The sequence below is a fragment of the Maribacter sp. UH1 genome, assembly GCF_056839145.1.
This window is the reverse complement of sequence record NZ_CM166387.1, coordinates 1,984,243-1,998,083: the sequence shown is the minus strand read 5'-3', so window position 1 is coordinate 1,998,083 and position 13,841 is coordinate 1,984,243. Positions and strand designations below refer to the sequence as shown.

At 34.6% G+C, this 13,841-nt stretch carries 10 protein-coding genes; 5 read left to right on the top strand and 5 right to left on the bottom strand.

Features of this window, described 5'->3' with window-relative positions; genetic code table 11:
• Positions 1-881 precede the first annotated feature (881 nt).
• Positions 882-1,718 (top strand): class I SAM-dependent methyltransferase, encoded by an 837-nt coding sequence (locus UH1x_RS08795; RefSeq protein ID WP_482626231.1) that lies wholly within the window; start codon positions 882-884, stop codon positions 1,716-1,718.
• Positions 1,708-1,911 (top strand): hypothetical protein, encoded by a 204-nt coding sequence (locus UH1x_RS08790; RefSeq protein ID WP_482626230.1) that lies wholly within the window; start codon positions 1,708-1,710, stop codon positions 1,909-1,911. Before UH1x_RS08795 ends, UH1x_RS08790 begins: the two co-directional genes overlap by 11 nt.
• Before the next feature lie 154 nt (positions 1,912-2,065).
• Here the strand turns inward: UH1x_RS08790 and UH1x_RS08785 are convergent, their stop codons facing one another.
• Positions 2,066-2,485: a hypothetical protein gene (locus tag UH1x_RS08785; protein ID WP_482626229.1), complete on the bottom strand. Its 420-nt coding sequence runs from the start codon at positions 2,483-2,485 to the stop codon at positions 2,066-2,068.
• A 156-nt stretch (positions 2,486-2,641) separates the two neighbouring features.
• On the opposite strand from UH1x_RS08785, the gene UH1x_RS08780 reads away from it, so the two are divergent.
• Positions 2,642-3,028, top strand: coding sequence for a hypothetical protein (locus tag UH1x_RS08780; protein ID WP_482626228.1), 387 nt, complete (start codon positions 2,642-2,644; stop codon positions 3,026-3,028).
• 336 nt (positions 3,029-3,364) lie between these two features.
• Here the strand turns inward: UH1x_RS08780 and UH1x_RS08775 are convergent, their stop codons facing one another.
• Both UH1x_RS08775 and UH1x_RS08770 read right to left on the bottom strand, forming a co-directional pair.
• Positions 3,365-5,575: a PorP/SprF family type IX secretion system membrane protein gene (locus UH1x_RS08775; RefSeq protein WP_482626227.1), complete on the bottom strand. Its 2,211-nt coding sequence runs from the start codon at positions 5,573-5,575 to the stop codon at positions 3,365-3,367.
• A gap of 7 nt (positions 5,576-5,582) precedes the next feature.
• Positions 5,583-7,829 (bottom strand): T9SS type B sorting domain-containing protein, encoded by a 2,247-nt coding sequence (locus tag UH1x_RS08770; protein WP_482626226.1) that lies wholly within the window; start codon positions 7,827-7,829, stop codon positions 5,583-5,585.
• Between the two features lie 224 nt (positions 7,830-8,053).
• On the opposite strand from UH1x_RS08770, the gene UH1x_RS08765 reads away from it, so the two are divergent.
• Positions 8,054-9,730 carry a glutamine--tRNA ligase/YqeY domain fusion protein gene (locus UH1x_RS08765; protein ID WP_482626225.1) on the top strand — a complete coding sequence of 559 codons (1,677 nt, stop codon included), beginning with the start codon at positions 8,054-8,056 and terminating at the stop codon, positions 9,728-9,730.
• A 277-nt stretch (positions 9,731-10,007) separates the two neighbouring features.
• Here UH1x_RS08765 and UH1x_RS08760 read toward each other — a convergent pair whose 3' ends face one another.
• Entirely contained in the window at positions 10,008-10,937 is a 930-nt protein-coding gene (locus UH1x_RS08760; RefSeq protein WP_405411583.1) for an SPFH domain-containing protein, read from the bottom strand.
• A gap of 215 nt (positions 10,938-11,152) precedes the next feature.
• Between UH1x_RS08760 and UH1x_RS08755 the strand changes: the two genes are divergently transcribed.
• Positions 11,153-11,443: a VOC family protein gene (locus UH1x_RS08755; protein ID WP_482626224.1), complete on the top strand. Its 291-nt coding sequence runs from the start codon at positions 11,153-11,155 to the stop codon at positions 11,441-11,443.
• A 137-nt stretch (positions 11,444-11,580) separates the two neighbouring features.
• Here UH1x_RS08755 and katG read toward each other — a convergent pair whose 3' ends face one another.
• Positions 11,581-13,824 carry a catalase/peroxidase HPI gene (gene katG, locus UH1x_RS08750; RefSeq protein ID WP_482626223.1) on the bottom strand — a complete coding sequence of 748 codons (2,244 nt, stop codon included), beginning with the start codon at positions 13,822-13,824 and terminating at the stop codon, positions 11,581-11,583.
• Positions 13,825-13,841 lie beyond the last annotated feature (17 nt).

The window sequence follows — 13,841 nt, the reverse complement described above, 5'->3', positions numbered from 1 at the left end:
ATTACCCATACTAGTTGGGTTAAGAATTAATTGTTGTAGTAACGAGGAATTCTGTTGTGAAACATCAAATAGAATGGGTTTGTGATTTTTGAAAAAGAGTGTATTTCAACGATTAGATACGTACTAGCGCAACTTTTAAATTTTGCCTTTTATAATAAATAGTCAAAATTTAGTTGTGAAAATTCTTGGAATATACTAGTGGTTTTGAACTTTAAAATGACAAATATTATATTAGAAGAACTCAGTTTTTTATAAAAAAACTGAAATAATAGTATTAAAAAACGAGCGTTTTGAAGTCAATTATTTCTTAAAAAAACACCTCAAATTAATTCCGAAATCGTCTTTAAATAGATATAAAAAGGAGATAGAAATAAGAATAATTATATTGATTAAGTTGATTGAATTTTAGAATAATGCACACAGAATGAATGATTATTACATCAATTATATTTTGATTTCACAAAATTTAAATCGTAATCCAATCCACTAAAAAGTATTTGGTTCTTGTGCAAAATAGTCTCTCTAAAGAACAGTTGTTAATTTTAAGCCACTTTATTAGTTATATAATTCATAATCCCTAAGAGGGTCTAAAAAGTGAGTCCAAACAACCCTCTTTAACCCTTAGCCCCGCCAAGTATTAATCGAGAATGACTATCTTTAAAATCTGTTTTACTAATTCTACATATTATCTAAGTCTTTTCTAAAAAGACAAACTCTACCAACGAGTACGTAGTGCATAGATGCTTTCTAATGCACAGATAATTACGACCCATTATTTTATAAAATTTTTAACAAAAACAATTGATTGAAAAATCGATTGCAGTATCTCTTTCAATTGTAGTACACAATCAGAAATGCGATGCTCTTACCGTAAATCAAAAATGAAAAGCGAACAGTTAATACCAAGAAATATAGAAATATTCTATAACAAAGTATCTGAAGAAACCAGACTTGAAAAAGGCATGGGGGTATTTGAGTTTGAAAGAATAAAATCGCTTATTGAAAAATACCTTTCTACATCATCTTCTAAGATTTTAGATGTTGGTGGTGGTACAGGTAAGTATGCTGAGTGGCTTGCCAAAAAAGGTCATGACGTTCATTTGGTAGAACCCGTTGCTAAACATTTACAACTAGCAGAAAATAGAGCTAAGAAATTAAAGAACAAGTTCTTTGTTCATTTGGGTGAATCTAGAAAATTAGACTTCCCAAATAATTATGCAGACCTCATCTTACTTCATGGTCCTCTTTATCATCTTCAGAGAAAAGAAGATAGAAAATCAACCATTATAGAAGCTAGGCGTGTTTTAAAAAATGGCGGAATCATTTTAGGGTTTGCTATCAATTGTACAGCATCAACTTTAGTTGGGCTGTTAAATGGTCTCATACATAAAAGGTCTTTCTTTGAAATGTGCAAGAATGAATTGACTTCTGGAATACACAATCCACCAGATGATTTTCCTTGGCTCTTGACCGAAGCCTATTATCACAAACCCGAACAACTAAAAGAGGAATTTTTACAGCAAGATTTAACGTACTTAAACACATATGCAGTTGAAGGTATGGCTTGGCTTGATAAAGACTTCTTTGCGAACATAGGAAATCATAAAAAAAGAAAGACATTAATTGAACTACTACAAGTTACAGAAAACGATAGCTACATTTTGCCATTTAGTCCGCATATGATGATAGCCGTAAAAAAACAAATTCATGGAAAATAAAGAAAGATATTTTAAAGCACTTATTGAAAACCAAGGTCAATTAAATGCACTTGATTTAGGAGAAAAAATTCAACTAGATGAAAAGGAAACTAGAGAAATAATTACACAACTGTTATCTGAGCATAGAGTTAGATATGATGAAAATAGTGTTTGTAATTATCGGGTTATAAATAAAAAGACTAGGAGCTATTGAAAATCAAATTAGACGAGTTGGTTTTCAATAGTAATAATCTTGATTATTAAGATTTAATATAACAAGTAACATCCGGAAATCTATTTGGTTTCCGGTTACTTGCAAAGTGTTTTTTTAGTGTTGATTGGCAAACACCTACAGTAAAAAGACCTTCTTAATCATAAGTACTATTGTCTTTTGCTTTTATAACTCCAAATGAGCTTTCATCAATCCAAACAAGATTCCAATGCATAATAGGATCAGTATTGTAACTTTCAAGGCTTACTGATTGATTTTGAGTATTAAAACGATAATATCCAGTGATTCCTCTTTGGCGAATGATTCCTCCTTGGTAAATTTCATTTCCACACCGCCTCCCTATTTTCCTTCCAGAATTAAAGGTTATGCGATATTCACCCGTAGTTAAAAAACGAAGTACACTACCAATCTGACCAGTTGTACAACGTCTATAGACTGTAATTTCCGTATCACCTTCTTGGATTTTCTGCTCAACTGTCCAACTACCGATTAGATAAGATTCAGAAACTTGTTGTACTTGACCAGAACTTAATTGAGCTAAAAAAAGAGTAAGCAATATTATTAAATTTCTCATAAATCAGAGAAAACAAGAACCGTTCCAATATAAGTAACACTACCTACAAAAGAAATTGAAGATTACTATTCTATTATTACATTGATGATTCCATATTAAAATCAAGTAACACGTATAGATTTCATTCGTCTTAAACTTATGAAAGGAATACTAATAGTACTTCTAATACTAATTCAAGGTCAACTTAAATCTGATAGTATACTGAAGAAAGAATTAATAGGTCAATGGAAGATTGAAAAAGTTCAAGTTACTCGACCAGGTGTTTGCATTCAAAATGATTTCAGCCAAATGATTGGGACAACTTTTGAATTTAGAGAAAGTCAACAACTATTAATGACTTCAAAAAGTAACTGGTTTCAGTTTAAGTATAAAGAGGAGATACTTTGGTATTTAGAAGATGATTATCTTATTATAAAATCGAAAAACCATCAAGAAGATTATCGTTCAAAAATCACTTTTGAAAAATGCATTTTGAATTTACATCTTAGTAATATTATCGTTCTTAGTTTAAAGAAAAGCAACTAAAACCTAATAGTCTTCAAACAATCTTTATCTCTTATTTAGGACTTAATAATTATACAGAGTGATGGCATTGAAACATAAAATATCTTCTCTCTTTAAAATTAGAATAAGAAATAAGAATTTATAAATACATATCGGTATTTTTAATAAACCCACCGTCAAAACATTTTAAGTTTGTTTGATTTCAATGTTTCATGAAATAAACTTAAAACACCTTCTCAAAATATAATGATTGGTTTTTAAATATTTCATTTTGGAAATGAATCTCAATCTACTAAAACAAAAAGCCCTTATCATCTAAGATGATAAGGGCTTTGTATATGTTAACCTATAGTCATTCTAAACCAGCAGTTCTTGATTGACTCGCATAATCCACATCTTCTCATCATAGGCGTCGTTTAGCTTAGAGTAATAAGATATTAAAGCATTGGTCCAAGAGTCGTGCTTTTTAAGGTATACGTATCTGTAATTGTTCTTAGGATTGATAAAGTAACTCGCGTTCAATCCAAATGAATTTAAAAGCGAAACAAACTTCTTAGCATTGCTAGGGTTGGCAAATACATTGGCAATTAAGTAATACCCAGAACCGGCACCCTCAATAACATAAGATTTAGAATCGGCTTCTCTAGACTCTACGTTATCTCTTACTACCTCATTAGAGGTAAGCACATTAGAGTCGTACTTAGAAGACTTCTCTTTGATCTTATTTACATTACTAGCGTAGGCCTCATTAGTATATCTATTATCAACGTTCATAATCCACATAGCACCATCATATGCACCGTTCAATTTAGAATCGTGTGCAGCAACAGCATCTTCAAATGTATCATAGCGTTGAAGGTAAACATACTTTAAACCTGTATTTGGGTTATCAATATAATCAGCATTAATACCTTTAGAATTTAAGTCGTCAATAAAGTTGTTCATATACTGACCGCCCTTGTATACATTGGCTACTACATAATAACCATCCGTAACATCTGGTAAGTCTTTAAACCTTTGACTTTTTACTCCGTCTTGTGCTAACTCTCTAGCTGCATTAGCTACAGGAGTAGAAGTATTTCTTGGTCTGTTGGCAACTACCGCGTCTTTAGGCTGTACTTGCTCTTGAAAATTATTCTTATCAGTATAATTTGTATTGGTCTCGGCAATTTCTTGTCTTTCCGTAACCGGGTTTTGTCTTTCGTTGGTAATCACCGCTACTCTATCTTGTTGGGTTACGCCAGCTGTTTCATTACTATTTACCAATTCACCTGTATTACTAGGATTATAACTATCGGTATTTGAATTTCCAGAATTGCTTGGGTTATAATTAGAAGCAACCGCAGTATTGCTGTCTCCATCTAAGAATAGTTCTTTTGCCTTATTTTCAAGGTCTGGTCTTTCTCCGTTGGTTTCATTACGAACCATACGCATAACCATGGCAAAACGTCTTTCTAAATCTGATTGACGAATAGCTTCTAATGAATCTTGACGAAACATCAGTTCTTCAATGATGGCATCGTTTTCTGCCAATTTCATCTTCAACTCTTCTATTTCTTCATTGGTAGCAATATTCTCCGGTTCCTCATCATTCTGCACTAAATCATCTTCAAAGTCATCTTCTAACATTACCCTATCTTCAGTAAGGTTTGGAGAGAATGAATATGCAAATGAAATTTCATGCGTAACTCCAAAATTATCAAAGTTATTAGACAATCCTTTTTCCATGGTATAGCCTAAAGAAATTCTTTGATTAAGGTTAAAACCTACACCCGCGGCTGCACCATAAAAGCTATCGTACCCACCTTGAATCCATCCTAATTTTGGAAGATCTAAAATTAAACTTCCCCCAAGGGTAACATCTTCTTCTCCTACTTTTCTAACTCTTGCCAAAGGCATTAAACGCCCTTGCTCAAAAATACCATCTTGCTTTTCAAACTGATGGGTATATTGTAGGTGACCAGAATAAGTTTTGTCTTTAAACTCCGTTACAGATTCGCTTGTCTTTAAGTTGTAATCAAAAAGGTTTTCTGCAAATACACCAACATCGAATTTACCGTAAGAAAGGTTGAAACCAGGTTGAAATGATAAAAGGTTCTGATCTTGTAAACCTGCTAAAAAAGGATCCTCTTCTACAGTAGATGCTCTACCGTTATCAAACCCACTTTGATAGTAAGAAACATTTGCACCAAAAGTAAAATTACTTTTATCGTTCAGTTTAATACCGTAGGCATAATTTGCCAACACACCAAAGTTACTTAAGATACCTTCTCTTTGAGAATATAGACTAAGACCTAATCCGGTTTTATCATTGATACGTCCACTATAGCTTAAGAAATAGTTTTGATTGTTATCATCAAATTGTACCGATTGGTTTCGGTGTAACAAATTAATATAGGATTTATCTTCCCTAACCGTTGAAAACGTTGGGTTGATTAAGAATCGGTTATACTTCAAAAGGTTCTGGGAAGGAACATCGTATGATACAAACGGATTTTCCTCTTGCCCGCTAACCTTCATGATAGCTAACACAAATAACAATAGATATAAAACACTTTTCTTTAGCATGGTGAGCTTAACGTATTACTGTGATCGTACCCTGTTTAAGTACTTCACTGGCATTCCTGATTTTATAATAGAATACCATGTTTTGTTTAGTGAACGCAGTAGTTGACTGCGGCCAGTTATTTTTATAATCGAATTCGTTTACAATTTCTTGCCCTTGCTCATTGTAAATAATTACATTGACATCGGCCTTATTGGAATAAGAGTTAGGTATGATCCATTGATCATTAATACCATCTCCATTCACGGTAATTACATTAGGCACTTTAAAGGTGTCTAAATAGGTTACTTCAATCTGTCTAATAATCTCACAGTTGTCAATAGAAGCTATTAGGGTATAACTACCGGCTTCGGTAAACGTGATACTATCAGAGTTACTCAATTCTACCGCATTGGCATCTAACCATCTGTAAGCAGTTCCTCCACTTGCGGTAACTACTCTAGAAGTACCTTCTGGCATTACTATTTCTGTACCGGGATCAAGGGTAATTAAGTTTTCATCTAACGGTGTTACCACAATCTCATTAGAGATAAGAGAACAACCATCTATATCTATTGCTAAAGTATATGTACCTGCAGTAGAAACCGTTAATACAGCATCTGTGGTATTAATGGATGCACCGTCTAATTGCCACTGATATGTAGCAGAACTTAAGTCGGTTGTTGTGCTTAACGTAATAGTTTCGCCACCACTACAGAAAACCGTTCCTGAACTTGTAATACTAACTGTTTCATTAGTTAATAACTGAACAGGTAAAACATTGCTATCTACATCAAAACTGCCAATGGTTGCATTTAAATCATAATCACCATTTTCAGAATTTGAAGCCAGACTAATACTGTTGCTAGTTGCGCCACTTATGGCAGCACCATCTTTACTCCATTCATAGGTAAATCCATCAAGTAAAGCACTGGTAACATCTGTTTTTGTTCCATCTGCAGCAACTGCGTTTATAAGCTCAACACCTAATGTAGTACTTGTGGTTTCACAAGATGTATACGCATCAGTATAATTTATGGTCATTTCAAAAGAAGCAGGAGACACAACAGTAGTCACATCAGAGTTTTTAGATGACACAGAACATGCACCGCCTGTTTGTGTAACTTCTGCATAGTACTCACCATCTTCAGTAATTGTTATAGAACTACCAGTCTCACCAGAAATCTCAACAGTATTTCTAAACCACTTATAACTTGGTGTAACTGCTGTTGTACTAACTGATAAAACTTCATTTTGTGTAGGTAATAAAACCATGTTGATTTCATTCTCTACAGTTACGGTATAAAGTTCTGCATTGGTTATAGTTACTACGGCCGATCTTTCATTACAGATTCCTGTACCTGAAATCTCTACTGCATAGTCTCCTTCAAAACCTGCATTAGCAGCATTCACATTATAAGAAGTTGAAGTAGCACCAACAATCTCAACATCATCTTTAAACCATTGGTAGCTCCAAGAAGCATCTGTTTGATCTATAGTTAATGTTTCTGTATCTGTACTACATAATGAAGTTTTAGTTGGAGGCGTAACTGCAATACCGGTTCCAGAACCGCCAATAGTTACATCTACAATATTAGAATCTGTATTGCCAGAACCGGTACATCTTGGGCCATAATCAATATATACGTTGTACATACCAGATTGCGTAACATTTAATGTATGTCCAGTTTCACCTGTTAACTCCGTACCACTACGAAACCAAATATACTGGTAGGTTTCTGGGTTGGCTATATTATCAACCTGTAAGGTAATAGCTCCTGTACTACATACCGTACCTGGAGGAACTCCATCACCTAATTCACTAATATTTAAATTAGAAGTTACATCCATATAATACATATTGAATACCTCAGATTCGCTACCTATTTTTTCAGGATCTGTACTTCTTACTCTCATCTTATACCCTTCACCACGAGTGTCTGTAGGTATAGCGAAACTAGTATCAAAATCCTTAACGTCATTTTGATCGGTTATCGTTTGCAAAGTTTGAGCATTGGTAAAGCTTCCGCTGGCATCAGACAATTCAAGTATAAACTCGTTGCCTGCATTGGCGGTACCTATCCAAGTAATATTAACAAAATATTCGTTGAAACCTCCATTACCTGCACATACGGCAGACCACGGAGTACTTCCTGACAGGTTTGGATTGTCTGCAGGTTCTGGAGCATTAATTACTATTGCTTGCGCAGATAATTGAAAAGCGCAGAATAGCATGGATAGTGCTGTAAATACGGTAAGTTTGTTCAAAGTTTTCATATGTATTTGTAGTTATGGGGGCCACTACGGTTGAAAAGTTGGTTAATAAGTTTTTCCGTTCACAACATTTCTTAGACAAATATGTCATTAAATACGACGAAGTGGAACTTTATGTTGTTAGAAGGAAGATTTCTGTTGTGAAACTCATTTAATGTAAGGTGTATGTATTTAAAACATGCCAATTAAGCCAATTTTGCTACTTTTGTACCCTGAAAAATAATGACATGAGCGAGACAACGAAGTCTTTAAATTTTATTGAACAAATTGTTGAAGAGGACTTGGTAAATGGTTATACCAAAGACGAATTACGTTTTCGTTTTCCTCCAGAACCTAATGGTTACCTTCATATTGGGCATGCAAGCTCTATTTGCTTAAACTTTGGTTTAGGTCTAAGATATAATGCACCTGTAAATCTGAGGTTTGACGATACCAACCCAGCAAAAGAGGAGCAAGAATTTGTTGATGCCATAAAAAAGGATGTAGAATGGTTAGGTTTTAAGTGGGATACCGAACGGTATGCATCCGATTATTTCCAACAGTTATATGATTGGGCCGTTGAATTGGTTAAACAAGGCAAAGCTTATGTCGATAATCAATCATCTGAAGATATGGCCGTTCAAAAAGGCACACCTACAGAACCAGGAACCGATAGTCCAAATAGAAATAGATCTATTGAAGAGAATTTAGAACTCTTTGAAAAGATGAAAAACGGAGACTTTGAAGAGGGTACTCATGTATTAAGAGCCAAAATAGATATGGCTTCTTCTAATATGTTAATGAGAGATCCTATTATGTACCGTATACTACATAAAGCACACCACAGAACAAATACCAATTGGTGTATTTATCCGATGTATGATTGGACACATGGAGAAAGCGATTATATAGAGCAAGTATCCCATTCATTCTGTACTTTAGAATTTGCAATGCACCGTGAGCTATACAACTGGTTTTTAGATCAAGTATACGACCAAACTAAAGTAAGACCTAAACAACGTGAATTTGCTCGTAGAAATTTAAGCCACACCGTAGTTAGTAAAAGAAAATTGGCAAAATTAGTAGAAAATGGTGTTGTTGATTCTTGGGACGACCCTAGAATGCCAACTATTTCTGGTTTAAGAAGAAGGGGTTATACTCCAGAATCTATCCGCAATTTTACAGATACTATAGGTATAGCAAAAAGGGATAACTTAATAGATGTTTCTTTATTAGAATTTCAAGTACGAGATCACTTAAATAAAGTTGCTCCTAGGGTTATGGGTGTTTTAGATCCTTTAAAAGTGGTCATCACAAATTACCCGGAAGGTGAAGAAGAGTGGTTAGATGCCGAAAACAATCCAGAAGATGAAAGTGCAGGTTCTAGAAAAGTTCCTTTTTCAAGAGAATTCTACATAGAAAAGGAAGATTTTAGAGAAGAAGCTAACAAGAAGTTCTTTAGATTAAAACTTGGAAAGGAAGTTCGTTTAAAGAACGCATATATTATAAAAGCTGAGTCTTGTACAAAAGATACTGATGGGAATATTATAGAGGTACAATGTACCTATGACCCAAAAAGCAAAAGTGGTAGTGGTACGGAAGAGAGTTTACGTAAAGTAAAAGGAACTTTACATTGGGTTTCTATAAAACATGCTGTTGAAGCAGAAGTTCGTTTATACGATCGTTTGTTTACAGATGCTAGTCCAGATACACATAAGGACAAAGATTTTATGGAATTTGTAAATCCTAATTCGTTAGAGGTAATAACCGGTTTTGTAGAACCTCATCTTAAGGATGCCAAAATTGGAGACCGAGTTCAATTTCAACGCATCGGATATTTTTGTGTTGATCCAGACACCACAGCTGATAAATTGGTTTTTAACAGAACGGTTGGTTTACGCGACTCTTGGGCTAAAATTCAATAAAAAAACCAGTATAGGTATATCTTATAGTTAAAACCCGTTTTAATTAAGGTTCGCTATTAAAAACCGCCTTTAGGCATGTTGTCTAAAGGTGGTTTTTCTTTTTTAGACTAATTGGTATTAATACAAACAAAAGTATTCGCTATTGGCTTTAAAATAGACGATTGAGCAGGTTATTTGTCTTAAGAAGTATATTGCTAAATACTGAATTAAAAAGGCATAAAAAAACCCGGGAACAAAATTCTCGGGTTGTATCTTAAAATGACAAAAGTAAAATTACTTATTCCTTAAGTTTAGGCTTATTGGTTTTTTTCATGCTTTCACCAATCATGTTACTGGCGGTAAAACTAGCAACCATATTATTTAACATGTCACTACCCGCTTGCGGAGAATTTGGTAATAAAATCAAATTCGTATTTGTTTCTTCACCTATACTTTGTAAAGTATCATAATGTTGTGTTACTACAATTAAAGCAGATGCTTCTTGTGAATTGATACCGACTTTATTTAGTACCTCAACCGACTCTTCTAAACCACGAGCAATTTCTCTTCTTTGATCAGCAATACCTTGACCTTGCAATCTTTTACTTTCTGCCTCGGCTTTTGCCTTTTCTACAATTAAGATACGAGCAGCATCACCTTCAAACTGTGCAGCGGTCTTTTGACGTTCAGAAGCGTTAATACGGTTCATGGCTTCTTTCACCTGTGCATCTGGATCAATATCGGTAACCAAAGTCTTTATAATATCAAAACCATAATCCAGCATAGCTTCTTGTAATTCAGATTTTACAGCTATAGCAATATCATCTTTCTTCACGAACACATCATCTAATTTCATTTTAGGTACTTCTGCCCTAACTACATCAAATACATAAGAAGTAATCTGCTCGTGCGGATATTCCAGTTTATAATAGGCATCATATACCTTTTCTCTAATTACAACATATTGTACAGATACTTTCAACTTTACAAATACGTCATCTAAAGTTTTTGTTTCTATGATAACATCTAATTGCTGAATCTTTAATCCTATTCTTGCTGCTATTCTTTGTACAAAAGGAATCTTAAATTGTATACCAGATTGTCTAACGCTGGTAAACTTTCCAAAAGTTTCAATTAAAACAGCTGTTTGTTGTTTTACAATAAATACACCCGATAGAATAGTGAAAATCACTAATAACGCAACCGGAATCCAAATAAATGAGCCCATACTTTTTTCTTTTAAAGTTAATATTGGAAGATACTAAAAGCCTTCATACTATTAGTAGCCTTTCTTACACATTTGTTACAAAATAGCGCCAAATAAAATAGATATAGCAATGAATTAAGTTTTAACGATTGTACTTCTTACCATACTTAAGGTAGTACAACATCCACAATTGTAATTTGGTTTTAGTAATTTGACATCACCGTAATATATAACATATGCTTACAGCCATAATCCCCAAGCTACCAATGCGAAACAGGGACAATACTATATCCTATTATATTGATTCGCTCGAATTTAAAAAAGTAGGTGTAATAGATTATCCTGACTATTTAATGATAGAAAAAGATGGAGTTGAAATACACTTCTTTCTGTTTAAAGCTCTTGAACCTAAAGAAAATTACGGTCAAGTATATATTCGTACTAACGAAATAGATTCTTTATACCAATCGTTCTTAAATGCGGATGTACCCATACATCCAAATGGTGCCTTAGAAATAAAACCCTAGGGGCAAAAGGAATTTTCTCTTTTAAACCCAGATCATAATCTATTAACCTTCGGAGAATCATTCAAGAAATAGATTTGTAAGTAAAAGAAAAAGGCAGCTCTTTCGAGCTGCCTTTTTTTATATATTAAATGTGTCCATTAGATATCAAAACGATCTAAATTCATCACTTTAGTCCATGTTCTACTAAAGTCGCGTACAAATTTTTGTTTCGCATCTTCTGTTCCATAAACTTCTGCTAAAGCACGTAATTCTGAATTAGAACCAAAAATTAAATCTGCTCTAGTACCAGTCCATTTAACTGTACCTGTTTTACGATCACTTCCTTCAAACACAGTATCATCATCAGAAGCTGCCTTCCAAGTAGTACCCATATCTAATAAATTGATAAAGAAATCATTTGTAAGTAACCCTGGTTTATCAGTAAATACTCCGTTATTAGAACCGTCATAATTAGCTCCTAGTACACGAAGCCCACCAACTAATACGGTCATTTCTGGCGCAGTTAAGGTTAATAAATTCGCTTTATCAATTAACAACTCTTCTGGTTGAATAGAAACATTCTTATTGGTATAATTTCTAAATCCGTCCGCAAGTGGTTCAAGTGCATCAAAAGCCTCAATATCCGTTTTCTCTTGAGTCGCATCCGTACGACCAGCGTTAAATGTCACTTTAGTATCAAAACCAGCAAGTTTAGCGGCATTTTCAACAGCGGCAGTACCAGCTAGAACAACCAAGTCGGCAAAAGTAACTTTCTTATTACCAGACTGACTGTCATTAAATTCTTTCTGAATCTTCTCTAACATGGTAGTAACCTTAGCCAATTGCGTAGGGTTATTCACTTTCCAACCTTTTTGAGGCGCTAAACGAACACGACCACCATTGGCACCACCACGTTTATCTGAACCTCTATAAGTTGAAGCAGAAGCCCAAGCAGTAGAAACTAATTCTGCTGTAGAAAGACCTGAAGATAAAATTGTTTTCTTCAACGTTTCTATATCAGCATCATCAATCAAATCAAAATCAACCGCAGGTACTGGATCTTGCCATAGTAATTCTTCTTTTGGAACTTCTGGACCTAAATAACGATCAACAGGACCCATGTCACGGTGCGTTAACTTATACCAAGCTCTTGCATATGCATCTTTAAACTCATCTGGATTTTCTAAGAAGTTTCTAGAAATTTCTTCATAAGCTGGATCTATACGTAAAGACATATCTGTAACCAACATAAACGGTTGGTGTGTCTTACCTGGAATATGTGCATCTGGCATTTCACCAGCACCTGCATCACCAACTGGCTTATATTGCCAAGCACCAGCAGGACTCTTTGTTAACTCCCATTCGAATCCGAATAGATTTTCAAAGAAGTAATGACTCCATTTTGTAGGTGTTTGTGTCCAAGCACCTTCTATACCACTAGTAATAGTATCTGCACCAGAACCAGTACCATAGCTATTCTTCCATCCTAAACCTTGTTCCGTAATATCTGCAGCAGCAGGTTCCGCACTAACATAATCATCAGGGTTGGCGGCACCATGTGTTTTACCAAATGTATGACCACCTGCAATTAAAGCAACCGTTTCATAATCATCCATAGCCATTCTTTTGAATGTCTGTCTTATATAATGAGCAGCTTCTAAAGGATCAGGATTAGCATTATGCCCTTCTGGATTCACATAAATTAATCCCATATGTGCAGCACCTAATGGATTTTCTAATTTATCTCCTTTTTCGTCATATCGTTCTTTGTTTCCTAACCACTCTGTTTCTGAACCCCAGTAAATATCTTCTTCTGGTTGCCATATATCTTCACGTCCACCTGCAAAACCGAACATTGGTAAGCCCATACTTTCGTGAGCAACATTACCTGTAAGAATCAGTAAATCTGCCCAAGAAATCTTCTTGCCATATTTTTGTTTAATAGGCCATAATAATAATCTTGCCTTATCTAAATTGGCATTATCAGGCCAACTGTTTAATGGAGCAAAGCGTTGGTTACCCGCACTAGCACCACCTCTACCATCAGAAATACGGTATGTACCAGCACTGTGCCAAGCCATACGTATAAAGAATGGTCCGTAATGACCGTAATCCGCAGGCCACCAATCTTGACTCGTAGTCATTAAATCAGTCAAGTCTTTTTTAATTGCCGCTAAATCCAAAGATTTAAATTCTTCGGCATAATTAAAATCGTCATCCATTGGATCTGCCATTTTAGAATGCAGTCTTAATATATTAAGATTCAACATATTTGGCCACCAATCTCTATTCGTTGTTCCACCGCCAGCTGCTTGATGCATTTCGCCATTTAAAAATGGACAATTCGCTGCATCGGATTCATTCACATCCCAAGCTTCTCCTTTTCCGTTAGTACTACTCATGATTATATAAATTTTAA

Coding starts and splice junctions, on each gene's coding strand:
- UH1x_RS08795 (WP_482626231.1), top strand. CDS start 882: ATGAAAAGCGAACAGTTAATACCAAGAAATATAGAAATATTCTATAAC.
- UH1x_RS08790 (WP_482626230.1), top strand. CDS start 1,708: ATGGAAAATAAAGAAAGATATTTTAAAGCACTTATTGAAAACCAAGGT.
- UH1x_RS08780 (WP_482626228.1), top strand. CDS start 2,642: ATGAAAGGAATACTAATAGTACTTCTAATACTAATTCAAGGTCAACTT.
- UH1x_RS08775 (WP_482626227.1), bottom strand. CDS start 5,575: ATGCTAAAGAAAAGTGTTTTATATCTATTGTTATTTGTGTTAGCTATC.
- UH1x_RS08770 (WP_482626226.1), bottom strand. CDS start 7,829: ATGAAAACTTTGAACAAACTTACCGTATTTACAGCACTATCCATGCTA.
- UH1x_RS08765 (WP_482626225.1), top strand. CDS start 8,054: ATGAGCGAGACAACGAAGTCTTTAAATTTTATTGAACAAATTGTTGAA.
- UH1x_RS08760 (WP_405411583.1), bottom strand. CDS start 10,937: ATGGGCTCATTTATTTGGATTCCGGTTGCGTTATTAGTGATTTTCACT.
- UH1x_RS08755 (WP_482626224.1), top strand. CDS start 11,153: ATGCTTACAGCCATAATCCCCAAGCTACCAATGCGAAACAGGGACAAT.
- katG (WP_482626223.1), bottom strand. CDS start 13,824: ATGAGTAGTACTAACGGAAAAGGAGAAGCTTGGGATGTGAATGAATCC.